This window comes from uncultured Mesonia sp. (assembly GCA_947499595.1).
GTDB classification, from domain to species: domain Bacteria; phylum Bacteroidota; class Bacteroidia; order Flavobacteriales; family Flavobacteriaceae; genus Mesonia; species Mesonia sediminis.
This window is the reverse complement of the sequence record CANMOY010000003.1, coordinates 76,615-98,157: the sequence shown is the minus strand read 5'-3', so window position 1 is coordinate 98,157 and position 21,543 is coordinate 76,615. Positions and strand designations below refer to the sequence as shown.

26 protein-coding genes and 1 tRNA gene are annotated in these 21,543 nt (G+C 36.0%); 11 read left to right on the top strand and 16 right to left on the bottom strand.

Features of this window, described 5'->3' with window-relative positions:
* Positions 1 to 3 precede the first annotated feature (3 nt).
* The 7 genes from ACH2AZ_RS04595 to ACH2AZ_RS04565 form a co-directional block, all read right to left on the bottom strand.
* Positions 4 to 519, bottom strand: a complete 516-nt coding sequence (locus ACH2AZ_RS04595; protein WP_394906856.1) for a DinB family protein — start codon at positions 517 to 519, stop codon at positions 4 to 6.
* A complete protein-coding gene (locus ACH2AZ_RS04590) occupies positions 506 to 1,078 on the bottom strand; it encodes a phosphatase PAP2 family protein (protein ID WP_394906855.1) in 573 nt (190 codons plus the stop codon). The genes ACH2AZ_RS04595 and ACH2AZ_RS04590 overlap by 14 nt, the downstream gene beginning before the upstream one ends.
* Positions 1,078 to 1,356, bottom strand: a complete 279-nt coding sequence (locus tag ACH2AZ_RS04585; protein WP_147861401.1) for a twin-arginine translocase TatA/TatE family subunit — start codon at positions 1,354 to 1,356, stop codon at positions 1,078 to 1,080. Before ACH2AZ_RS04585 ends, ACH2AZ_RS04590 begins: the two co-directional genes overlap by 1 nt.
* 64 nt (positions 1,357 to 1,420) lie before the next feature.
* Entirely contained in the window at positions 1,421 to 3,736 is a 2,316-nt protein-coding gene (locus ACH2AZ_RS04580; RefSeq protein ID WP_394906854.1) for a M1 family metallopeptidase, read from the bottom strand.
* Between the two features lie 10 nt (positions 3,737 to 3,746).
* Entirely contained in the window at positions 3,747 to 4,229 is a 483-nt protein-coding gene (locus ACH2AZ_RS04575) for a DUF6702 family protein (RefSeq protein ID WP_394906853.1), read from the bottom strand.
* A 17-nt stretch (positions 4,230 to 4,246) separates the two neighbouring features.
* The gene (locus ACH2AZ_RS04570) at positions 4,247 to 5,029 is read right to left on the bottom strand and encodes a hypothetical protein (protein WP_394906852.1); all 783 of its coding nucleotides are present in this window, start codon (positions 5,027 to 5,029) and stop codon (positions 4,247 to 4,249) included.
* A 62-nt stretch (positions 5,030 to 5,091) separates the two neighbouring features.
* Complete coding sequence (locus tag ACH2AZ_RS04565; RefSeq protein ID WP_394906851.1) at positions 5,092 to 5,868, bottom strand: hypothetical protein; 777 nt, start codon at positions 5,866 to 5,868, stop codon at positions 5,092 to 5,094.
* A 95-nt stretch (positions 5,869 to 5,963) separates the two neighbouring features.
* On the opposite strand from ACH2AZ_RS04565, the gene pepE reads away from it, so the two are divergent.
* Both pepE and ACH2AZ_RS04555 read left to right on the top strand, forming a co-directional pair.
* The gene (gene pepE / locus ACH2AZ_RS04560) at positions 5,964 to 6,671 is read left to right on the top strand and encodes a dipeptidase PepE (protein WP_394906850.1); all 708 of its coding nucleotides are present in this window, start codon (positions 5,964 to 5,966) and stop codon (positions 6,669 to 6,671) included.
* Positions 6,672 to 7,583, top strand: coding sequence for a glutaminase (locus ACH2AZ_RS04555; protein ID WP_394906849.1), 912 nt, complete (start codon positions 6,672 to 6,674; stop codon positions 7,581 to 7,583).
* Between the two features lie 33 nt (positions 7,584 to 7,616).
* Here the strand turns inward: ACH2AZ_RS04555 and ACH2AZ_RS04550 are convergent.
* Positions 7,617 to 7,689 (bottom strand) — tRNA-Gly (locus ACH2AZ_RS04550).
* 117 nt (positions 7,690 to 7,806) lie between these two features.
* Here ACH2AZ_RS04550 and ACH2AZ_RS04545 point away from each other — a divergent pair.
* The 8 genes from ACH2AZ_RS04545 to ACH2AZ_RS04510 all read left to right on the top strand — a co-directional run bounded on the left by ACH2AZ_RS04545 (position 7,807) and on the right by ACH2AZ_RS04510 (position 13,395).
* On the top strand, positions 7,807 to 8,094 hold the full coding sequence (locus tag ACH2AZ_RS04545) for a GNAT family N-acetyltransferase (RefSeq protein WP_394906848.1): 288 nt from the start codon (positions 7,807 to 7,809) through the stop codon (positions 8,092 to 8,094).
* Positions 8,095 to 8,529, top strand: a complete 435-nt coding sequence (locus ACH2AZ_RS04540) for a GNAT family N-acetyltransferase (RefSeq protein WP_394906847.1) — start codon at positions 8,095 to 8,097, stop codon at positions 8,527 to 8,529.
* Between the two features lies 1 nt (position 8,530).
* Positions 8,531 to 9,262, top strand: coding sequence for a M15 family metallopeptidase (locus ACH2AZ_RS04535; protein ID WP_394906846.1), 732 nt, complete (start codon positions 8,531 to 8,533; stop codon positions 9,260 to 9,262).
* 65 nt (positions 9,263 to 9,327) lie between these two features.
* Entirely contained in the window at positions 9,328 to 10,839 is a 1,512-nt protein-coding gene (gpmI, locus tag ACH2AZ_RS04530) for a 2,3-bisphosphoglycerate-independent phosphoglycerate mutase (protein ID WP_394906845.1), read from the top strand.
* Positions 10,836 to 11,393 (top strand): TlpA family protein disulfide reductase, encoded by a 558-nt coding sequence (locus ACH2AZ_RS04525; protein ID WP_394906844.1) that lies wholly within the window; start codon positions 10,836 to 10,838, stop codon positions 11,391 to 11,393. The genes gpmI and ACH2AZ_RS04525 overlap by 4 nt, the downstream gene beginning before the upstream one ends.
* A 4-nt stretch (positions 11,394 to 11,397) precedes the next feature.
* On the top strand, positions 11,398 to 11,805 hold the full coding sequence (locus ACH2AZ_RS04520; RefSeq protein WP_394906843.1) for a BT0820 family HAD-type phosphatase: 408 nt from the start codon (positions 11,398 to 11,400) through the stop codon (positions 11,803 to 11,805).
* Positions 11,806 to 11,808: 3 nt separating this feature from the next.
* Complete coding sequence (gene map / locus ACH2AZ_RS04515) at positions 11,809 to 12,633, top strand: type I methionyl aminopeptidase (RefSeq protein ID WP_394906842.1); 825 nt, start codon at positions 11,809 to 11,811, stop codon at positions 12,631 to 12,633.
* Positions 12,634 to 12,639: 6 nt separating this feature from the next.
* Positions 12,640 to 13,395 carry a class I SAM-dependent methyltransferase gene (locus ACH2AZ_RS04510; RefSeq protein ID WP_394906841.1) on the top strand — a complete coding sequence of 252 codons (756 nt, stop codon included), beginning with the start codon at positions 12,640 to 12,642 and terminating at the stop codon, positions 13,393 to 13,395.
* Here the strand turns inward: ACH2AZ_RS04510 and ACH2AZ_RS04505 are convergent, their stop codons facing one another.
* Positions 13,396 to 14,397: an FAD:protein FMN transferase gene (locus ACH2AZ_RS04505; protein WP_394906840.1), complete on the bottom strand. Its 1,002-nt coding sequence runs from the start codon at positions 14,395 to 14,397 to the stop codon at positions 13,396 to 13,398.
* On the bottom strand, positions 14,394 to 14,753 hold the full coding sequence (locus ACH2AZ_RS04500; protein WP_394906839.1) for a Na(+)-translocating NADH-quinone reductase subunit F: 360 nt from the start codon (positions 14,751 to 14,753) through the stop codon (positions 14,394 to 14,396). The genes ACH2AZ_RS04505 and ACH2AZ_RS04500 overlap by 4 nt, the downstream gene beginning before the upstream one ends.
* 123 nt (positions 14,754 to 14,876) lie before the next feature.
* Here ACH2AZ_RS04500 and ACH2AZ_RS04495 point away from each other — a divergent pair, with 123 nt between their 5' ends.
* Complete coding sequence (locus ACH2AZ_RS04495) at positions 14,877 to 15,302, top strand: Na(+)-translocating NADH-quinone reductase subunit F (protein ID WP_394906838.1); 426 nt, start codon at positions 14,877 to 14,879, stop codon at positions 15,300 to 15,302.
* A gap of 53 nt (positions 15,303 to 15,355) precedes the next feature.
* Here ACH2AZ_RS04495 and nqrF read toward each other — a convergent pair whose 3' ends face one another.
* From nqrF to ACH2AZ_RS04465, 6 genes are read right to left on the bottom strand one after another with little or no spacing between them, the layout of a single operon-like run.
* Positions 15,356 to 16,660: an NADH:ubiquinone reductase (Na(+)-transporting) subunit F gene (nqrF, locus tag ACH2AZ_RS04490; RefSeq protein ID WP_379048662.1), complete on the bottom strand. Its 1,305-nt coding sequence runs from the start codon at positions 16,658 to 16,660 to the stop codon at positions 15,356 to 15,358.
* Position 16,661: 1 nt separating this feature from the next.
* A complete protein-coding gene (gene nqrE, locus ACH2AZ_RS04485; RefSeq protein ID WP_379048664.1) occupies positions 16,662 to 17,405 on the bottom strand; it encodes an NADH:ubiquinone reductase (Na(+)-transporting) subunit E in 744 nt (247 codons plus the stop codon).
* A 37-nt stretch (positions 17,406 to 17,442) separates the two neighbouring features.
* Complete coding sequence (locus ACH2AZ_RS04480) at positions 17,443 to 18,090, bottom strand: NADH:ubiquinone reductase (Na(+)-transporting) subunit D (RefSeq protein WP_147861420.1); 648 nt, start codon at positions 18,088 to 18,090, stop codon at positions 17,443 to 17,445.
* 4 nt (positions 18,091 to 18,094) lie between these two features.
* Positions 18,095 to 18,844, bottom strand: a complete 750-nt coding sequence (locus ACH2AZ_RS04475; protein ID WP_394906837.1) for a Na(+)-translocating NADH-quinone reductase subunit C — start codon at positions 18,842 to 18,844, stop codon at positions 18,095 to 18,097.
* A 2-nt stretch (positions 18,845 to 18,846) separates the two neighbouring features.
* Complete coding sequence (locus ACH2AZ_RS04470) at positions 18,847 to 20,052, bottom strand: NADH:ubiquinone reductase (Na(+)-transporting) subunit B (protein ID WP_394906836.1); 1,206 nt, start codon at positions 20,050 to 20,052, stop codon at positions 18,847 to 18,849.
* Between the two features lie 4 nt (positions 20,053 to 20,056).
* Positions 20,057 to 21,409: a Na(+)-translocating NADH-quinone reductase subunit A gene (locus ACH2AZ_RS04465; RefSeq protein WP_394906835.1), complete on the bottom strand. Its 1,353-nt coding sequence runs from the start codon at positions 21,407 to 21,409 to the stop codon at positions 20,057 to 20,059.
* Between the last annotated feature and the right edge of the window lie 134 nt (positions 21,410 to 21,543).

Genomic DNA, 21,543 nt, shown 5'->3' with positions numbered 1-21,543 from the left:
CACTTACAAATAGCGTTTTTTTAAAACATTTAAATGATGTTGGTTGTGCCCCGAAATGATCCAGAGCAAAATCCTGGGTGAAAAGGGGCAATTGCTAGCTTCTAACTCAAGATCAAGCTGCTCTACTTTCAATTGTTTCAACAACATAAAAGTATGCTCGCGTACCAACAAAAAATCAGCTTGAAGCTGGTCTAAGCTAAGCAAATCGCTTGCATCATTGGCTGCAAATGCATTTTCATCAAAACCGACTAATGCCGTTTGGTCTCCACGTAAAATTCTTAATAAACGATAAGAAAAAACCTGCTCGCAATCTATTATGTGTTGCCAAAGTTGCTTTATTGTCCATTTTTCTGGCGCATATCGATAATCTTCAAGTGATGCTGGTATATTTTTTAAAACATCTATACTCGCTTGCTTGGTGAGCGAAAGCGATTCTAAAACATACTCGCCTGGTGCGGCATCAAGATAATTTTGATAGTAGTAAGAGGCTTGACTAGGCTGAGGTTTATAAATTTTCATTGGCTAAAATAGGAGACATTTTTTTAACAAAGGCGTAAATTAATAAAGCTATACTTACTCCTAAAATTGCTCCGGCTAAAAGATCTAATGGATAATGCACCCCCACATAGATACGGCTACTGGCAAATAAAAAAGGCCATAAGTAAAGAAAATAAATCCAACTAAAGCGTTCTCTAAAAAGCAACACGAAATAAGTTGTAATGGCCATAGACGTTGAGGTATGTCCCGAAACAAAGCTAAAATAAGTTGGCTCTTGCAAAACCCGTATTAATTCTTTTAAACTATCTACTTGGTTGGGGCGTAACCGCTGTACACTAAATTTTATCAAACGAGTAATACCAAAAGTTACAGCGAAGCTTCCCAGGTAACCCAATAGTAGGTATTTACGACTAGCTGCATCTTTAAAGTTGTAAAATATAAGACCTAGTAGAAACAAATATAAGGGAATCCAGAATTCTTCTTGGGTAACGAGAATCCAAAACCGATCGTATTGCTCTACCCCTAAACTATTAAGATAAATAAAAAGCTCTCTATCCCATTGTTTAATTTGATCTAGCATTAGCGACGTCTTCTTATCGCTCCTGTGATCTCCTCTATTTCTTCTTTCACCTTATCAACTTCATCGGTAATTTCTTTACCCCTAAAGTCTTCTAAATGTTCATTCGAGGTTTGCGTAATCTCATTTTTAATATCGTTGGTGGCGTCTTTTATTTGACGCATACCCTGACCTAAGCCTCTGGCTATTTCAGGAATTTTATCGGCACCAAAAACCATAACTAATATAAAAACTATAAAAGCTATTTCTGCTCCACTTATAAATAAAAAACTGATATACATAATGCAAATATACGAGGGAATTTTCTCATAAAAAAAGCTCACCCGTTAAAGTGAGCTTTTTAGCCTAATTTTGTTGTTTTTTAAAGCGTTCAAATTCGTTTTCTTGCTTTTCTTTGGGCCAAGTATTATTAGTGGTATTAACATCGGCTGTTAGCTGATCTTTATCTACTTGTACTTTTACCAGTTCAACCTGGCTAGCCATCACACGTTTTACCTGCCTATCATTTTTTCTCCAAATTTGTGCAGGATAGGTTACTTGCTTTTCAGAGCCATCGGCAAAAGTATACGTTACTAAAATTGGCATTACCAATCCTCCGGGTTTTTCAAAAGTAATGGTATAAAAATAGTTAGGAACTTCAATGGCTTGACGTTCTACTTCCGTAAAGTTATCTAATAAGAACTCTTTTAAACGCGGTGCATTCTCAAGGGTTGTCTTACTTTTCATCTCATTGGTTAATTCGGTATCATTTTCGGGTACAACGTATAAGGCATCTATGTTTTTAGGATTTGTCACCCCATAGTTTTGAAGAAAGGTTCTTCCAGAGGCTGTAGGTTGATCGGTTACATAGTATTTCTTTACGGATTCAATACCGATATCAACCACATCGGTAGTGTAAAACCAACCTCTCCAAAACCAGTCTAAATCTACACTCGAAGCATCTTCCATAGTTCTAAAGAAATCTTCTGGTGTGGGGTGTTTAAACATCCATCGCTGAGAATAGGTTCTAAAAGCATAATCAAAAAGTTCTCTACCCATTACTGTTTCTCTCAAAATATTAAGCGCCGTTGCTGGTTTACCGTACGCGTTATTCCCTAATTGATACACTTGCTCTGGATTACTCATTATGGGTGCAATAAAACTTTGATTGCCTTTCATATACGGCACTATTTTAGCAGGATCACCTCTTCTTGACGGATATTTATTTAGTGGTTTAATAGCATTAGGATAGGTTTCGGCAAAATCTTGCTCAGCTACATATTGCACAAAGGTATTTATGCCTTCATCCATCCAACCCCATTGTCGCTCATCACTATTTACAATCATTGGAAAAAAATTATGCCCAATTTCATGAATAATTACGCTTATCATTCCAAATTTCACTCGGTCTGAATAGCTGCCATCTTTTTCTGGTCGACCGTAGTTCCAACAAATCATTGGATATTCCATACCTTGTCTTTTGGCGTGAACAGAAATGGCTTTATGATAAGGATAATCAAAAGTCATTCGGCTATAGCTTTTAAGGGTTGAAGCTACCACTTTTGTAGAGTACTCTTCCCATAGCGGGTTGCCTTCTTTGGGATATAATGAAACCGCCATAACCGATTTATCACCAATTTTTACGGCCTGCATATCCCATATAAATTTACGCGAGCTTGCAAACGCAAAATCACGCACTTGTTTGGCTTCAAATTGCCAGGTTTTTGTTTTTTTAGAAAAACCTTTCTCGGCCTTTTCTGCCTCTTCTTGTGTTACGATGAAAACAGGTTTATCATAAGAATTTTTAGCTTTTTCAAAGCGTTCGATCATTTTTTTACTAAAAACCTTTTTTCTGTTTTTCAATTTACCTGTTGCGTCCAAAATATGATCTGCAGGTACAGTAATATTTACTTTATAATCGCCAAAAGGTAGGGCGAACTCACCACTACCCCAGAATTGGTAGTTTTGCCAGCCTTCAACATCATTATAAACGGCCATTCGAGGGAAAAACTGTGCAATTACATAAGCATAGTTCCCATCTTCCTCAAAATACTCGTAACCAGATCGACCACCATCGGTTACATGATTGTTTAGATTATACCACCATTTTATAGAAAATTGAAATTTATCACCTGGCTGCAAAGCTTTTGGTAAGTCTACACGCATCATAGTCTGGTGAATAGTATAGGGTAAAGCTTTGCCTTTATGACTAACCGATTCTATATTAAACCCTCCTTTAAAAGGCTGCTTAGCATAGGTAGAAACAAATCTATTCATGGGGGTTACCTCTGGTAATTTTTGAGACCTGATTAAATCACTTTTACCTTTTTCTCCTCTAACATTTTGGTCGAGTTGTACCCAAAGATAGGTTAGCTCATCGGGAGAATTGTTGGTATAAGTAATCGTTTCAAAACCAGATAGTTTTTGGTTTAGGTCATCTAGTTGAATATCCATGTCATAGTCGGCTGTATTTTGATAATAAGCCTCGCCTGGAGCACCAGAACCGGTGCGGTATTGATTAGGGGTGGAAAATTCATCATAGAGCTGCTTAAATTTGTTCTGGTTGGTATGTCCTGCCTCTACCCTATTTTTTTCTTGAGTCTCCTTTTTCTCTTGTGCATTACCAAAACCTATGCAAATCATAAAAATAAGAATGGTTTTGATAGCGTTTGTAGTATTCATAAGCTGAATTTTAAATTTGAATGCGCCCTTCTGGTTTTTCTTTTACCAGCAGCAGCGAATTGATATTACCATTTCGTGTAAAATGAAACAGATTTTTTTGAGTTTCGTATAAATCAATTAATAAAGTGTTTTTCACTTTAATATCATTTATGGTTCCCTCAAACTTCCCCTCAAAAAAACACACTATTCGGTCATCTTCAAACTTACTGCCAATATAGTTCAGGTTCTGAGGGTGACCGTTGAAGCGAAGTCTAAATTTTTGATCAAAATATTTTTGAATAAAAGTTTGAGTTTTTTCGTCAAGTTCACCTGAGGTTAATCGTAAAGATTTATCGTAGCGAGTTTGTAAAAGCAATTGAAAATCATCTACGAACAACCGACTAATTACTTGAACCTCTCCTGTCTCTTCTTTATGCATTACATCGGTAACACTAACATAAAACTTATGTTTAGATAAGCTTGTAAATAAAATGAAACCCAAAATGATGGGCATAAAAATTAATTTTGGCTTCACTCAGTAATCTCTTTTCTCTTTAGATAGGTCGTTTTTATGGATTTGAAAAATTCTAGCATCTGCAATTTATCTTTGTGACCTAACATTTCTTCAAAATTACTGAACTCTAAACAATAATAAATAAAATCCTCGACAAAATGTTCTGGTATTTCTAAGTCATTAATAAAAAAATACTGTGAAAACAGCGAGAATACCTGACTTACCTTTTGCTCAAGCTTTTCATAGGCCACTTGACGTTTAAGCACTTTTAATCTCCCAGAAATCATATTTAACAAAGGGTCTAACGGTAGACCCGAGCCACTACTCATGGCGGTATACAATCGACGTTCTGCCAAACTGGGTCTTTTAATGGTAGGGAAGCCAAGATCTTCATTCCGAAAAATAGGTTTTAATTCTAATTGATTCACATCGGTCTGCAAAATACCCTCAAGACTAATATTAGAAACCTCAACTTGCTCTAGTTCATTGACTAAGGGAAACAAATAAACTTTTAATGTTTCTTCAAAAGACGCCTCTTTTACAACCAATGAATAAGGCTCATATTGTAAAGAAGAAAATACCAATGTATCATTTACTTTCGCTTGAATAGTAAATTGGCCGTCGGCTTGACTTACCACTCCCTTTTTGGTGTTTAAATTAACGATATTTACTTCACGTTGCGCAATAGAGTCGGCTATGATCATCCCTTTTATTTCACGTAACTTTTGGGATTGCGCAAAAGCATAGCTGAAAGAAAATAGCAGAAAAAATGCTAAAGGGTGAAATTTTTGCGCAATCATAAAACAAAAAAGGTATTAATGAAATGGAATTTAAAAAACTATCCCAATACTTTAAAAACGCATCATTTTTTTAATTGTTGCAATTTGAATTCCTCACTCTTTTCAATTAAATGCTCGATTAAATTTAATTCATTGCCTTTTTTAAAAAATTTTCTATCTGTTTCTTCATTTTTTAAATAATCAATAAACGCTGGAATTCTATCGCTTGGCACTTCTATATATTGTTGAAAAAATGGACTTTTTTCAAGCGCCATAAGTTCTTTATCTAAATTCTGATTCTCTTTTTTACGGCTTCCTTTCACAATTGCCTTAATCATGTTTGTGAAATTGAGACCATTGGTGAGGTAACTTTTTTCGATGGCTATATTCTCGACAGCCGATTGTTCATCTGGTCTAAATTTATATCGAAAAGTATAAGCATCCTCGTTAAAATCTGGTCGTGCTTGCTTCACCTCTTCAAGGCTTATTTTTTGAACATCGGCAATTACATCCCCCGAAAGGTTATAGGGCTTTACCGTAACTTCTTCTAAAACATTTTCAGAGCCCTTAATCTTAATATTTATAATTTTATTATCTATTACGCCTTGGTCAACAATAACCTTAAAATCTTCAAATTGCACAGATGAAACCAAAAGCTGATCGTTAAGACCTACTTTAATTATAAACTCACCATTATCACTAGTAAATACACCACTAGCTGTATTTAGATCGTAAATAAGCACATCATTTAAATTAAAATTATCGTCTAACATTATTTTTCCCTTTACAAAAACACGCGAGTCTATTTGTGCGTATAGGCTGCTGGATAATAGGAGAAGTAGAAGTACAATTTTTTTCATAAGTAAGCTAATATCAGGTTAAATTAGGCATAAACTTTTGTGTTAGTTGCCAAATCAAATAAATTTACCTAAAATTTATGAAAAATTAAATACTTATGAATAGTATTATTGCAAGTACTTCTACGGTTCATGGATCGGATTACCTAGAATATCTCAAACCCGAGTTAGAAATTCTTTTTAACGGATGTAAGTCTATATTGTTTATACCTTTTGCAAGACCTGGAGGTATTACCCATGAAGAATACACCAAAAAAGCTAAGAAAGGTTTGTCTTTTTTAAAAAACACAACAGTTGTAGGATTACATACATTTAAAAATTACACCAAAGCCATTCAATCTGCCGAAGCTATATTTACTGGAGGTGGCAATACTTTTTTATTGTCCAAACAGTTACACGAAAACAACTTATTAACTCCTTTAAGAGAGAAGATACTCAAAGGTATGCCTTATTTAGGTACTAGTGCAGGGAGCAATATATGCGGTAAAACCATAAATACTACCAACGATATGCCTATAGTATATCCGCCTAGCTTTGATGCTCTTGGTGTTTTAAACTTTAATATAAATCCGCATTATCTAGATCCAGATCCTCACTCCACCCATAAAGGCGAAACCCGCGAAACAAGAATATTAGAGTTTTTAAACCTTAACTCAACACCCGTCGTAGGGTTGCGCGAAGGAAGTTGGATAAGAATTCAAGGAGACTCTTGCTCACTTAAAGGAAAACTAAATGCACGCCTTTTTTTACCCAATGAAAAGCCAAAGGAGATTGCGCCAGATTTTAATTTTAATACCCTAGGATAAATGAACTACCAAGCCATATTAAATATTATAGAAAAAGACTTAGTAAATTATGACGATTTAGGTAAGGTAGCAGACTATATCCCAGAGTTAGCTTTTGTACCCCGTCATAAATTTGGCATGAATTTGGCTTGCATTAGCGGTGAAAATTTTGGTTTTGGTGATCATCAAGAAACCTTTAGCATACAAAGTATCTCAAAGGTATTTACCTTAGCTTTAGCCAAGAAATATGCGAAAGGCATATGGAAACGAGTAGACGTAGAACCCTCTGGTAATGCTTTTAACTCTTTAATGCAACTCGAACAAGATAAAGGGGTTCCTAGAAACCCTTTTATAAACTCAGGTGCTTTGGTAATTGCAGATATTCTGGTAAGTACATTCGACAACCCAAAACAAGTTTTATTAGATTTTGTACACGAAATAACCAATGATACCAGTATTGCTTATGATGAAGAGGTCGCTGCCTCAGAAAAAAAGACAGGTTACAGGAATGTGGCGCTTGTAAATTATATGAAAGCGCTAGGAAACATTCGCAATGACATAGATTTGGTGTTAGATTTTTATTTTCACCAATGTTCGCTAGCTATGTCTTGCAAACAACTTGCAAATGCTTTTATGGTTTTTACGAATGATGGTATTTTATTACACAATAATAAACAAATACTAAAAGAAAATAGCACCAAACGAATCAATGCCCTTATGCAAACTTGTGGTTTTTATGATGAAGCAGGAGAATTCAGCTTTCGTGTAGGTTTACCTGGTAAAAGTGGCGTAGGTGGCGGCATTGTTGCTATTCATCCAGACAAGTACAGTGTAGCGGTATGGAGCCCACCGTTGAACGAACACGGAAATTCTGAAAAGGGAATGCGGGCATTAGAAGAGTTAACCAGTTTAACAGGGCTCTCAATTTTCTAATAAAAAAATCCGCTTAAAGCGGATTTAATTTAGAGCGGGAGACCAGGTTCGAACTGGCGACATTCAGCTTGGAAGGCTGACGCTCTACCAACTGAGCTACTCCCGCAAGTGGGGCAAATATACATAAGATTTTGACTTTGCAAAAGAAAAAATTAATTTTATACCACCAAAAGTAGTGTAAACCAAAGGAAATATTAGCTAGAAGGTTTTAAAGAATATAAGTATGGAGCAAAAAATTAAACACAGAGAAAACGAAACCAATGGGGTTTTTTATATGCCGAGTGACAAGGGAGTCCTTGCAGAACTTTCTTATTTTAAAAAAGGTCAAAATATAATTGTAATTGATCACACCGAAACAAAAAAAGGGCACGAAGGCCAAGGTTTTGCTTCTAAACTTTTAGAAAAAGCCGTTCGTTTTGCACAAGAAAATCAGCTAAAAATAGATCCGCTTTGCCCCTTTGCCGAGGTGAAATTTGAACAGAATGAAGAATACCAAAAATTAAAAGCTTAAATGCAGGTAAAAATCATACCAAACAAAGCAGTTTTACCTATAAGGCAAGAAGTTTTAAGGCCAAATTTAGGGCTACAAGATTGTATATTTGAGGGTGATTTGTGTAAAGAAACCCTTCATTTTGGGGTTTTTTCAAAGAATCAACTCATTGGTGTCGCTACTTTGTTAGTATCTGATAGTGCGTTCTATAAAACAGGTAAATGTTATCAACTACGGGGTATGGCAGTTTGCAAAAAGCACCAAAGAACGGGAGCGGGACATTTTTTAATGCAACATATTTTAAATCACTGCAAGCAACAAAAGGTCGAAAAAATTTGGTGGAATGCCCGTGTAAATGCTGTGCCGTTTTATTTGAAATTTGGTACAGAAATAACAAGCGATATATTCACCATCAAGGATGTGGGTGAGCATTACAAAATGCAAAAAGTATTTTGATTTGAATAGACGTGATTTTATAAAAACCAGTATAGCATTGGCAGGTAGCTCTAGTTTACCATTCATCACTTATAGCCAGTTAATAGACAGTCAAGAACTTTTGGGTTTACGCAAGCCACTTTTAGTGGGCAGTAAGCATATGCTCAGAAAGCAAGCTCATCTTGATTTTATGCGTATGAAAAAAGAAGCTAGAAAAGCAGGAATAATAATCCAAGCCGTATCTAGCTACCGCAGCTTTAATAGGCAGAAAAGCATTTGGAATAAAAAATACAATCAGCTTATTAATCAAGGTCTATCCAAAGAAGCAAGTATTCATCGTATACTCGAATACTCCACTTTACCCGGCACTTCTCGTCATCATTGGGGAACAGAGATTGATATCGTTGATGCCACTAAACCCTTCCCTAAAGAAATTTTAATTCAAAAAAACTATGAAACCCATGGTGTTTATCATTCTTTAAAATGCTGGATGGATGAACATAGCCAAAAATACAATTGGATGCTTACCTACACCAACGAAACAAAGCGTACTGGCTTTTCTTATGAACCATGGCATTTTTCTTATCAACCTTTAAGTCAAGCCTATTTAAGCGAGTTTTTGAAAATTGATTTGGTTGATTTTTACCTAAATAGAAAAGACATCAGCGGTTTTGAAATGTTAAGCGCTGACTTACTCAACCAGTACGTCAAAACGCACGTTTTAGGAGTAAATGAATTACTCTTACCCGATTGATTTTACCTCAATAATTAGTGTATTAGAATATATGTTATGTAAATTTGTATAAAATTTCATCAACTATGTCAGAAAAAGCTATTTTACTCATTTTAGATGGATGGGGCCAAACACAGGATGCAAATGTTTCTGCAATTGAACAGGCTAAAACCCCTTGCTTTGACCATTTAATTGAAAACTATCCTACTTCAAATATAAGGACAGATGGGGAACACGTAGGATTGCCCTCGGGCCAAATGGGTAATAGCGAGGTAGGTCATCTTAACCTTGGGGCAGGAAGAATTGTCTATCAAGATTTAGCTAAAATAAACAAAGCCGTAGCGAATAAATCTCTTCTTGATGAGCCTGTTCTTGAGCAAGCTTTTGATTACGCCGTAAAAAATGATAAACCCATTCATTTTTTAGGTTTGCTAAGTGATGGCGGGGTTCATTCGCATATCAATCATTTAAAAGGATTATTAGAAGCTGCGCATAGTTTTGGCGTAACACGAAAACGGGTACACGCCTTTACCGATGGACGAGATGTCGATCCGCATTCAGCTAAATCTTACATTCAGGACTTAGAAGCTACTCTTGAGAAAACGAACTCTTTATTAGCCTCTGTGATTGGGCGATATTATGCAATGGACAGAGATAAACGTTGGGAGCGTATAAAAAAAGCCTATGATTTATTGGTGCATGGCAAAGGCCATTTAACACGTGACATTCTTAGCGCAATAGATCAAAGTTATAAAAATGATATCACCGATGAATTTTTGGAGCCTCATTTCTTAGCGCACAAAGCAGAAACACGCATTCAGGAAGGTGATGTAGTTATTTTCTTTAACTTTAGAACCGATCGCGGTAGACAGCTGACCCAAGTTTTATCTCAAGAAGAAAATCGTGAATATAACTTGAAGCCTTTGCCTTTGTATTATGTGACGATGACTCAATATGATGATAATTTTAAAAATATTAATGTAGTTTTTTCAAAAGGCCATATAAAGGCCACACTGGGTGAGGCGCTTTCTTTTATGGGCAAAACGCAATTGCGGGCGGCCGAAACAGAAAAATATCCGCATGTTACTTTTTTCTTCTCTGGAGGACGAGAAACACCATTCCCTGGAGAGGAACGCATACTGGTAAACTCTCCCCAAGTTGCAACCTATGACCTCAAACCCGAAATGAGTGCCCCTGAGTTAACTGAAAGTTTAGTAGACCGTATACAAGAAAATGATATCGATTTCTTTTGCATTAATTTTGCCAATCCAGATATGGTAGGTCATACGGGAAGTCTGCCAGCGGCTATTAAAGCCTGTGAAACAGTAGACACCTGTATGGGTAAGATAATAGAGGCTGCCAAAGAAAATTACCACATATTGGTACTTGCCGATCATGGGAATTGTGAAAAAATGAAAAATGAGGATGGAAGTCCGAACACCTCACATACTACCAACCCTGTACCTTGCATTCTTATTTCAAATAAATCAAAAAAATTAAAAGACGGCATTTTGGGAGATATAGCTCCTACTATTCTAGACTTAATGCAATTAGACAAACCCGAATTAATGACGCAACAATCACTATTAACACCATGAAAAAAACAATCTTCCTTCTTGTAGTTTCGCTTGCTCTTTGGTCTTGTGGAAGTTCTAAAAAAACCACATTTAAAAAAAGCCAATCAGAAACAGCTAGTTACAAAGACTTAAACAATTATGCTTTTACCGGTGTTTTTAAGGTAGAAGACATTAAACGTTCAAAACATAAGGCATGGTTTGAAGCTGGATATACAAATTTTGAACTTAGCGAAACTGAAAAGAAAACACTTAAAAAGCACCTTAAGAAATATGAAATTATTGGTTTTATTGGAACTTGGTGCCCAGATAGTAAGAGAGAGTACCCTAAACTTATAAAATTACTCGACGAAGTTGACTTTGAATCAGAAGATTTTAAAATTTATGCGGTTAACCGGATGAAAAAGACAAGTGAAGGCATTGAGCAAAAATTCAACATCAGGTATGTACCTACATTCATTTTCATCAGCAAAAAAACTGGGAATGAAGTAGGGCGATACGTTGAAAGACCAAATGAGAATTTTATAAAAGATATCATTCAAATCGTTACCCAACAAAATTACACCCCTTATCGTTAAAATAATGAGCAACAGTAAATCGCTTATCATAGCCGTTGATTTTGACGGCACCATTGTAGAAAATAAATACCCTGGTATAGGCAAACCTAAAATGTTTGCCTTTGAAACCTTAAAAAAACTACAAAAAAAAGGACATCGATTGATTTTATGGACCTACCGCTACGGTAGAGAGTTACAGGAAGCGGTCGATTTTTGTGAGAAAAACGGTCTCACTTTTTATGCGGTTAACCAAAGTTTTCCTGAAGAGGAATATGATGCTGTAGTAAGTCGAAAAATAAATGCCGACTTATTTATAGATGACAGAAATATAGGGGGTTTTTTAGGCTGGGGAGAAATTTATCAATTATTATTCAAAGAAAAACCACAATACCGTAAAAAAAATAAAGGATGGTTTTCTTTTTTAAAGAAATAAAATATGATTATACCAAAAAGCAAAGAAGAAATTGAGTTAATGCGTGAAAGTGCCTTAGTGGTTTCCAGAACACTTGGTGTACTAGCAGATTACGTAAAGCCCGGTGTAACCACCTTAGAATTAGATAAAATAGCCGAAGAGTATATTCGCTCACAAGATGCTGTGCCAGGATTTTTGGGCTTATATGATTTTCCCAACACACTTTGTATGAGTCCCAATGCGCAAGTGGTTCATGGAATACCCAATGACGAGCCTTTAAAGGAAGGTGATATCATTTCTATAGATTGCGGAGCGGTGAAAAATGGTTATTATGGCGACCACGCCTACACGTTTAAAGTAGGTGAAGTAAGCCCAGAGGTCGAAAAATTACTGCAAGTAACTAAAGAGTCGCTATACCAAGGCATAAGAGAATTCAAAATAGGCAATCGCGTTGGCGATGTAGGCTATGCGATTCAAAACTATGCAGAAAAACACGGGTATGGCGTAGTACGCGAATTGGTAGGCCATGGAATAGGAAAAACGATGCACGAAGACCCAGAGATGCCTAACTATGGAAGAAGAGGACGCGGCAAAAAATTTGTAGAAGGAATGGTTGTGGCCATAGAACCTATGATAAATATGGGGAGTAAAAGGATTATCCAATTAAAAGATGGCTGGACGATACTTACCAAAGACGGATTGCCAAGTGCTCACTTTGAGCATGATGTGGCTTTAGTTGATGGTAAGCCACAGTTATTATCTACCTTTGACTATATTTATGAAGCCTTAGGTATTAGTAGTGAAGAAGAAAACGAATTTAAGAAAGTAACTAATACCACTAAAGCCTAAAAAACAATGATTAAATGGATACTCAATAACGTTCCTAGACCGCTACTTATCAAAGCAAGTTATGTAGCCCAGCCGTTTTTGAGTATTCTTTTAAGAGGCTCGACCTTTACAGATCCCATAGATGGTAAATCATTCAGACGATTTTTACCTTATGGATATGGAAAAACCCGAGCAAATGTTCTATCGCCATCTACATTATCTTTAGAACGCCACAGATTACTATGGCTTTACCTCAAACGCGAAACTGATTTTTTTAGTTTGCCTCGAAAAATGTTGCACGTGGCTCCCGAGCAGGCCTTTTATCATCGATTTAGAAAATTACCGCATTTAAATTACACTACAACCGATTTAGAGTCTCCTCTAGCCGATGTTAAAGCCGACATATGTAATCTACCGTTTCCTGATGATCACTTTGAAGTTATTTTTTGTAATCACGTACTAGAACATATTCCTGATGATATTAAAGCGATGAAAGAAATATATCGTGTTTTAAAAACCGGTGGTTTCGCTATTCTTCAGGTACCACAAGATATTTATAGGGAAAAAACTTTTGAAGACGACACCATAACCGACCCGAAAAAGAGAGCTGAAATTTTTGGACAATATGACCATGTTCGTGTTTACGGCAAAGATTATTTTGACAGATTGTCTAAGGTCGGCTTCAAGGTAAAACCTGTTCACTATGCGCAGCAATTAAGCATTGGCGAAGTACAGAGATTCTGCTTAGATCCCAACGAGATTTTACCCTTGGTTTATAAATAATCAATTCACCAAGCGCTCTTTAAACGATTGGGTCATATACTCCCTTTGTTTGCCTAAACTATCGATATAAGTGAAGTAAGCAGCCTTTATGCCGTTCTCCTGCTTAAGAAAAGATAGTGCTTTCTTTTTTCCCATTGCCATTACACTTGTAGCGTACGCATCGGCTTTGGCGCAATTTGCTGCGATTATTGATGCGCTGGTCACTTGCGTAGTTTTTGCTTGACCAGTTCTAGGATTTATGGTATGCACATATTTTTTTCCGCTAAGGCTATCTACCCAAAATTTTCGATAATTGCCAGAAGAGGCCAAGGCTTCATTTTTAAGTTTGAGTTTATATTGATAGCTCCTATTATCTAAATCAGAATCTATTCCCTCTACGCCAACTATCCAACCGGCATTTTTGTTTAAATTTATACCACGCGAAACAATTTCACCACCAAGCTCAACCAAATAATTTTCGATGCCTTGTTGGTTCAAAAAATCAGCGATGAGATCAATACCGTAGCCTTTGGCAATAGCATTAAAATCAATATAGATATTGGGATTTACTTTACGGATTTGATTTTGTTCTGTTAAGCTTATTTTTTCAAAACCTGTTAACATCAACAAAGAATCTATTGTATGTTGCGAAAGGTCGTTTAATGCCGGACTGGTTCCAAATCCATAAGCATTTCTTAGGGCGCCAACAGTGGGATCAAAATAACCATCGGTTTCTTGGTGAATTCTCTTCGAAAGTTTAAATACTTCCGTAAAGATAAAATCAACCACTATAGTACTATCCCCTTTATTCACGCGTGAAATATCGCTAGTTTCCAAATAAGTACTAACCGATTGATTAACTCGATTTATAATACTATCAATTTGGGATTTTTCTACTGCTTTTTTTTGTGTATTGATGTAGTATCGAGTGCCAAAAGCATCTCCAGAAATGACAAATTCTTCTTGTTGTGGTGCTTGACAAGCGGCAAACAAGCAAATCAAAAATAAATATATATACCTCATACTTTTTTTATACCAGGATAAAGCAAACTATATGCTTCGTCTTTGACCACGGGTCGTTCAAAGTCATCACCATGCCCAAGACCAACAGGTGCATAATAAGTGTCGGCCTCAAACTTTACAGCGTGATCCTTTACTTTTTGCATAAGTTCCTTATCCATTTCAGAAACTTTTTGTGGATGACAAATTGCCCGAACAACCACAAAGCTCATTTGTTTTTCCTTTTGAATAACAAATTGTGGGTTCTTTTTTAATTTAGAATTAACCGCTAAAAATTCAAATCCTTGTTTTTCTAAATCTTTTCCTACTATATTCATAGCAAGTTGATGCAATTCTTGTTCTGTTAGTTCTTCTTTCATACCCCAAAAATACTACATTTTGCTCAATGTAAAAACCTGAACCAAAATAAAGAAAGTGTTAAAACAACCTTCTAATTATCAGTATTTTATGATTTTTATTTATCTTAAAAGTAAAAATGATAAATGGCATTTAAGAGAAGAACAGAGAAAGCGATAAATAGATTATATACTGCTTTTCATAAAGGAGAATTACATCCTAATTGCCACTGTAAATGTGCGGTGGGCAATATCTTAAATCAAGCCGATTTCTGGGCCGATTTCAGCGATAGCATAGGAGAAGGGAATTTGAGTTATGTAGGGAGGGTAAATCAATTACTTGGAAGAAGGTTTGAGGGCTTTACCCCTCAAGAATTGCTTGATATAGAAGCTGTGTTTTTAAAACGGCTAAGATTTGAAGCAAATGGAAAATTTAGTTATAATCAAGATGATTTGTTTTATGGATTAGAAGCGGTGATCAAGTATTTATGCAAACTCGATCATGAGCCTAATTTACTTCGCATTGAAGAACTTTTAGATTATCAACCGAAAAAGACTAGTCTTTTGGTATAAAAAAAGCCTTTTCAATTAAATGAAAAGGCTTTATATACATTATTAATGATGGTTTATCCACCAAAATCATCAAATCTGATATTCTCATCTGGAATACCGAAGTCTTCTCCCATTTTTTGAACCGCTTGGTTCATTAACGGTGGTCCACAGAAATACAATTCAATTTCTTCTGGCTCATCATGTTTTGATAAGTATTGATCTATTACTACTTGGTGAATAAATCCTACAAACCCATCCCCTTCAGCATGAATATCTTCTTTTACCTTCCAATTATCCTCTTCTAAAGGTTCAGACAAGGCTAAGTAAAACTTAAAGTTCGGGAAATCGCGTTCTAATTCTCTAAAATGCTCAATGTAGAATAACTCTCGTTTAGATCTACCTCCATACCAATACGTTACTTTTCTTCCTGTCTTTAAGGTCTTGAAAAGATGATATAAATGCGATCGCATAGGTGCCATACCGGCTCCACCACCTACATAAAGCATTTCTGCTTCAGATTCGTTGATAAAGAATTCACCATAAGGACCTGAGATAGTTACTTTATCTCCTTTTTTACAGTTAAATATATAACTTGAAGCCACACCAGGATTTACATTCATCCATTGATTTTTGGCACGATCCCAAGGTGGCGTAGCAATACGCACGTTAAGCATAATTTCTCTCCCTTCGGCTGGGTAAGAAGCCATAGAGTAAGCTCTTTCTACGGTTTCTGTATTTTTCATCACCAATGGCCATAAACCAAACTTATCCCACTCCTCTTGGAACTTGTCTGGAGTTTCATGCTCTTCTGGGTGAGCTGTGATATCAATATCTTTATAATTGATTTCACAAGGAGGAATCTCAATTTGAATATACCCTCCAGCTTTATAGTTCATATCCTCAGGAATCTCCACTACAAACTCCTTAATAAATGAGGCTACATTGTAGTTACGCACTACGGTTGCCTCCCATTTCTTAATTCCGAACACCTCTTCTGGTATATGGATATTCATATCTTGTTTTACCTTTACTTGGCAAGAGAGTCTTGCTCCTTCTTGCAATTCTTTTCGAGTAAAGTGAGGCGTCTCAGTAGGCAGGGCTTCACCACCACCTTCTAAAACATGGCATTCGCATTGTATACATGTACCACCACCACCACAAGCAGAAGGTAAGAATATTTTTTCTTTACCTAAGGTAGATAATAAGGTTCCTCCAGAATCTACCTCTATCTTCTTCTCATCATTAATGGTTATAGTAACCGGACCAGAAGGCGATAATTTTTGTTTTGTAAAAAGTAGTAATGCGACAAGCAGTAGAATTAAAACTAAAAAAGCTACTACGGTGGCAACTACTACGCCAATTGTACTTGCTAAAAACATACTATTCTTGGTTGTTTAAATCTGACACCACTAAGGTTTCAGCAGTTGGGTTAGTATTTTCTTTTTCTTCTTCAAGCATACCTACGCTATTCTCTTGACTTGGCTCTAAAGAAGTAGTTTCTTCATCACCACCAGTTAACATACCACCAAAGCTCATAAAGCCAATAGCCATTAAACCAGTAATAATAAAGGTAATCCCAAGACCACGAAGTGGAGCGGGAACGTTACTATATCTAATTTTCTCACGAATTGCAGCAATAGCTACAATTGCCAAGAACCAACCAATACCACTACTAAAACCATAGTTCAAAGCTAAATCTATAGAAGCAATGTCTCTGGATTGCATAAACAAAGAACCCCCTAAAATTGCACAGTTAACGGCGATTAACGGCAAGAAAATTCCTAAAGAGTTATAAAGTGAAGGTGAAAATTTCTCAACGATTATTTCTACCAATTGAACCATGGTTGCTATGGTAGCAATAAATAAAATAAACGATAAGAAACTCAAGTCATAATCTGCATATTCTGGGCCCAACCATGTAAGCGCACCTTCTTGTAAAATATACTGGTCTAACAACCAGTTTAAAGGCACGGTAACGGTTAATACAAATATTACCGCAGCCCCTAGACCTACTGCTGTACTTACCTTTTTAGATACAGCTAAGTAAGAACACATTCCCAAGAAATAGGCAAATACCATATTATCTACGAAAATGGATTTAAAAAATAATTCTAAATGTTCCATAATAAATTTTTTACTGAATTATTCGCGTAACGAATTATTAATTCTCTTCTATTAAATCTTTATTTCTACTGCGTTGAACCCAGATAATGATTCCCACTACGATAAGCGCCATTGGAGGCAATACCATAAAACCATTATTCTCATATCCTATAGCATAAAGGCCTGTTTTCTCTACAGGGTCTCCTAATACTTGAAAACCAAATAAAGTTCCCGAACCTAATAATTCTCTAAAGAAACCAACAATTACTAAGATTAGTCCATATCCCGCTGCATTTCCTATTCCATCAAGAAAGGATTTCCAAGGTCCGTTTCCTAAAGCAAATGCTTCAAATCGCCCCATAATGATACAGTTGGTAATAATTAATCCAATAAATACAGAAAGTTCTTTACTTAGTGAGTAAGCAAAAGCTTTAAGCACTTGATCTACAATAATTACTAATGTAGCTACAACGATTAATTGTACAATAATTCTAATTTTTGAAGGTATTAAATTCCGTAATAACGAAATCACTACGTTACCCACCCCCATTACAAACAGTACCGAAATTGCCATTACAATAGATGGCTTTAACTGAGCGGTAATAGCTAATGCAGAGCAAATACCTAAAACCTGTATGGTAATGGGGTTGTTATCTGCTAATGGGTCTGTAATTAACTTTGCGTCTTTTCTAGATAAAAGTCCCATAATTTTAGTTGTTTAAAGTTTTAAAATAAGGCACATAAAGTTTGATATCTTTTCTTAGCATAGCGCTTACACCATCTCCTGTGATGGTTGCACCTGCCAAAGCATCTACCTCATTATCTGATTTATCTTCATTCTTAGGGTCGTTGTTACCTTTAGCCACTTCGATACCTTTGAAGGCTCCTCCGTGTAAGAATTTCTCACCCGTAAAATCATCCATAAAGTAGCGTTGTTTAATTTCAGCCCCTAAACCAGGTGTTTCTCCTTTATGGTCAAAATAAACACCTTTTACGGTCATACTTTTATCAACCGCTACATATCCCCAAATGGCATCCCAGAGTCCTTTGCCTCTAACTGGCATCACATAAAGCTCTTCGCCCTCTAAATTGGCAACAAACAAAGGAAGTCTTCTTTGGTAATCTGCCTTTTTTGCTTTGTTTTCTTCTTTACTGATGTCAATTAAGTAAGCTTGATCATCTTCGGTTACTTGATCGCCTTGAATTACCAATTGCTTAGTAATATATTTTTTAAATTCTTCCTCAACTTGCTCTGTACCAATAAAAACAACATCATTAGCTCCTTCGTTGTTATTCACACCCAAAGCATAAAGTATGTTTTGTTGTTTTTCATATCGTTCATTTGCTTTAATCATTGGTTTTAAACCATTGGCAAAACCAGCTAGCAAACTTCCTACTATAACTACCATCACAATTGCAAAAATGATGGTATAACTATTCTTATCTGTATTAATAGCCATTATTATGCTGTTTTAACTTTTAGACGTTTTTTGCGTTTATTGATATTTCCTTGAATCACGTAGTGATCTATGGTAGGAGCAAATACGTTCATCAATAAAATAGCCAAGAATACTCCTTCTGGATAAGCTGGATTAAATACACGGATAAGAATTGAAATAAAACCGATTAAAAATCCGTAAATCCATTTTCCTTTATTGGTTTGTGCTGCACTTACAGGATCGGTTGCCATATAAACAGCCCCAAATAAAATACTACCTATTATAAGATGCTGCCAAAAAGGAACACTCATTAATCCGAAGAACTTAGATCCTTCTTGAATCCATCCGGCGTCAACTACACCATTAAAAATAAGTCCCATTACTAAGGCACCAATAAGCGTACTTAAGATTATTCTCCAGCTTCCTACTTTGGTAAAGATTAAAAATAAAGCTCCTATAACAATTAAAAGTTTAGAAGTTTCTCCTACCGAACCAGGAATAAAACCAAAGAACATATCTTGTAAAGAGTACATCACATCACTATTTTGCGCATAGCTACCCAAGATTGTTTCTCCCGAAATTGCGTCTGGAGTACCTGCACGTTCAACCGCTTCGTGAACCCATACTTTATCTCCACTCATCCAAGTAGGGTAAGCAAAGAATAAGAAAGCTCGAATAGTTAATGCAGGGTTAAGAATATTCATTCCTGTACCTCCAAAAACCTCTTTACCTATAACTACACCAAAGGCTACCGCTACAGCGAGCATCCATAAAGGAATATCAATAGGTACAATTAGTGGCACTAGCATTCCTGTTACCAAATACCCTTCTTCTACCTCATGACCTTTTATTACTGCGAATAAAAATTCTATCGCTAAACCTACTCCATAAGACACAATCACTAATGGAAGAACGGTTACAAGCCCCAATAAAAAGTTATCCATATTCCAGAAAGCAGTACTAAAAAAAGACATACCCTCTGGCAAGCCATTGATAGCTGCATAATGCTGGAATCCTGCATTAAACATACCAAAAATCAAACAAGGAACTAAGGCTAAAATAACCGTATTCATCGTTCTTTTTAAATCATCGGCTGCTTTAATATGCGTACCTCCCTTTGTAATCATATTGGGTAAGTACAAAAATGTATGAAGTGCATTAAAGGCAGGCGCCATTTTTTTGCCTTCATATTTCATTTTAAGCTTATGTAAGTTTTCTTTCAATCCCATAACCTTATCCTATTTCTTTATACATTAAATCTAAACCTTCTCTTATAATTTGCTGATGTGGTTGTTTAGACACGCATATAAACTCTGTTAATGCGAAATCTTCTGGCGCCACTTCATACATACCCAAGGCTTCCATTTGGTCTAAGTCTTTAACCATACAAGCTTTTAAGGTTTGTAACGGGTAAATATCTAAAGGAAAAACTTCCTCGTAATTACCTGTAAGCACAAAAGCTCTATGCTCACCATTAGTATTGGTGGTTAGTTCATATTTTTTCTTTGGGTTTAACCAAGAAAAAGTAAGCGCTCTTGAAGTTGATATCTTATCAAAAACGGGCTTGTTCCATCCAAAGAACTCATAATCATCTCCTTCAGGGATAACCGTTACAACAGAATTGGCAAAACCTAAATGCCCACCTTGCTTTTCGGTTTGAACTCCGGTTAACACATCTCCATTAATAACACGAACATTATCTCCTTTTAAGCCAATTTCTTGAATTATAGGATCTAATTCTGCCCCAATTTTTGTTTTAAAATATTTAGGGTTCTCTAAACTTGAACCTACAAAGGCAATTATTCTTTCTGGATTATATTTCCCTGTCAATAGCATCTCCCCCATAATCGCTAAATGCTGTGGCGCTATTGTCCACACTGTCTCTCCTTTATTTACAGGAGACAATTTATTGATTTGAGTCCCTACATTTCCAGCAGGATGCGGACCACTTACTTGATGCAATTCTATATCTTTCATTGTGGCAAACAAACCACTAGTTGAATTTACACCAACATGAACTTTACCAGAAGTTAATTTTGACAAAGCTGATAATGCAACTTGGACCTCTTTTTCTTTACCTTGGAGTACAAAATCGACATCTGCCGCTAATGGAGCGGTAGAAAATCCTGAAATAAAAATATCTCTTGGAGTAGTTCCTTGATTGGCGATCACATCATAAGGACGCTGCATAATAAATGGCCAACAACCACCTTGCAACCAAGCTTTCTTAATTTCCTCTGGTTTTGCAGAAGAAATATTAACCGGGTTATATACGGTCTCTTCTTGTTGCGCATCTGCCTCTATGAATATTCTTAAAATAACGCGCTTTGCTCCACGCTCTATTTTGGTAAGTGTACCGCTAACAGGTGAAAGAACTTTTAAGTCCTCATTACCTTTAGCATAAAAAATGGGATCACCCTTTTTAAGTCTCCCACCTTCTTTTACAATCATTTTAGGAACCACCAAATGAAAATCCGATGGTTTAATAACATAGGTCTTAGATTCACGGGTAGAAACCAACTCTTTAGAGGCCTCTCCTACCAAACGCAAATCTAATCCCTTTTTAACCTTAATGCCTTTTGACATAATCCTAAATTATAAGTTAATATTTGCGATTGCAAATTTAGCAATTTAATTATCTTCTTGACCGTATGATTGCGAGTATATTATATTATTTATAATTATTCTAAATTATAAATATTCAGACCTGTACTTTTTAA

What these genes read in the sequence shown, in the direction of transcription:
- ACH2AZ_RS04575 (WP_394906853.1), bottom strand. Translation starts at nt 4,229, where the DNA reads ATGCCCATCATTTTGGGTTTCATTTTATTTACAAGCTTATCTAAACAT.
- ACH2AZ_RS04520 (WP_394906843.1), top strand. Translation starts at nt 11,398, where the DNA reads ATGAGCAACAGTAAATCGCTTATCATAGCCGTTGATTTTGACGGCACC.
- ACH2AZ_RS04595 (WP_394906856.1), bottom strand. Translation starts at nt 519, where the DNA reads ATGAAAATTTATAAACCTCAGCCTAGTCAAGCCTCTTACTACTATCAA.
- ACH2AZ_RS04505 (WP_394906840.1), bottom strand. Translation starts at nt 14,397, where the DNA reads ATGAGGTATATATATTTATTTTTGATTTGCTTGTTTGCCGCTTGTCAA.
- ACH2AZ_RS04495 (WP_394906838.1), top strand. Translation starts at nt 14,877, where the DNA reads ATGGCATTTAAGAGAAGAACAGAGAAAGCGATAAATAGATTATATACT.
- ACH2AZ_RS04565 (WP_394906851.1), bottom strand. Translation starts at nt 5,868, where the DNA reads ATGAAAAAAATTGTACTTCTACTTCTCCTATTATCCAGCAGCCTATAC.
- ACH2AZ_RS04580 (WP_394906854.1), bottom strand. Translation starts at nt 3,736, where the DNA reads ATGAATACTACAAACGCTATCAAAACCATTCTTATTTTTATGATTTGC.
- gpmI (WP_394906845.1), top strand. Translation starts at nt 9,328, where the DNA reads ATGTCAGAAAAAGCTATTTTACTCATTTTAGATGGATGGGGCCAAACA.
- ACH2AZ_RS04465 (WP_394906835.1), bottom strand. Translation starts at nt 21,409, where the DNA reads ATGTCAAAAGGCATTAAGGTTAAAAAGGGATTAGATTTGCGTTTGGTA.
- ACH2AZ_RS04480 (WP_147861420.1), bottom strand. Translation starts at nt 18,090, where the DNA reads ATGGGACTTTTATCTAGAAAAGACGCAAAGTTAATTACAGACCCATTA.
- nqrF (WP_379048662.1), bottom strand. Translation starts at nt 16,660, where the DNA reads ATGTTTTTAGCAAGTACAATTGGCGTAGTAGTTGCCACCGTAGTAGCT.
- ACH2AZ_RS04545 (WP_394906848.1), top strand. Translation starts at nt 7,807, where the DNA reads ATGGAGCAAAAAATTAAACACAGAGAAAACGAAACCAATGGGGTTTTT.
- nqrE (WP_379048664.1), bottom strand. Translation starts at nt 17,405, where the DNA reads ATGGAACATTTAGAATTATTTTTTAAATCCATTTTCGTAGATAATATG.
- ACH2AZ_RS04585 (WP_147861401.1), bottom strand. Translation starts at nt 1,356, where the DNA reads ATGTATATCAGTTTTTTATTTATAAGTGGAGCAGAAATAGCTTTTATA.
- map (WP_394906842.1), top strand. Translation starts at nt 11,809, where the DNA reads ATGATTATACCAAAAAGCAAAGAAGAAATTGAGTTAATGCGTGAAAGT.
- ACH2AZ_RS04540 (WP_394906847.1), top strand. Translation starts at nt 8,095, where the DNA reads ATGCAGGTAAAAATCATACCAAACAAAGCAGTTTTACCTATAAGGCAA.
- pepE (WP_394906850.1), top strand. Translation starts at nt 5,964, where the DNA reads ATGAATAGTATTATTGCAAGTACTTCTACGGTTCATGGATCGGATTAC.
- ACH2AZ_RS04510 (WP_394906841.1), top strand. Translation starts at nt 12,640, where the DNA reads ATGATTAAATGGATACTCAATAACGTTCCTAGACCGCTACTTATCAAA.
- ACH2AZ_RS04590 (WP_394906855.1), bottom strand. Translation starts at nt 1,078, where the DNA reads ATGCTAGATCAAATTAAACAATGGGATAGAGAGCTTTTTATTTATCTT.
- ACH2AZ_RS04500 (WP_394906839.1), bottom strand. Translation starts at nt 14,753, where the DNA reads ATGAAAGAAGAACTAACAGAACAAGAATTGCATCAACTTGCTATGAAT.
- ACH2AZ_RS04570 (WP_394906852.1), bottom strand. Translation starts at nt 5,029, where the DNA reads ATGATTGCGCAAAAATTTCACCCTTTAGCATTTTTTCTGCTATTTTCT.
- ACH2AZ_RS04555 (WP_394906849.1), top strand. Translation starts at nt 6,672, where the DNA reads ATGAACTACCAAGCCATATTAAATATTATAGAAAAAGACTTAGTAAAT.
- ACH2AZ_RS04470 (WP_394906836.1), bottom strand. Translation starts at nt 20,052, where the DNA reads ATGGGATTGAAAGAAAACTTACATAAGCTTAAAATGAAATATGAAGGC.
- ACH2AZ_RS04525 (WP_394906844.1), top strand. Translation starts at nt 10,836, where the DNA reads ATGAAAAAAACAATCTTCCTTCTTGTAGTTTCGCTTGCTCTTTGGTCT.
- ACH2AZ_RS04475 (WP_394906837.1), bottom strand. Translation starts at nt 18,844, where the DNA reads ATGGCTATTAATACAGATAAGAATAGTTATACCATCATTTTTGCAATT.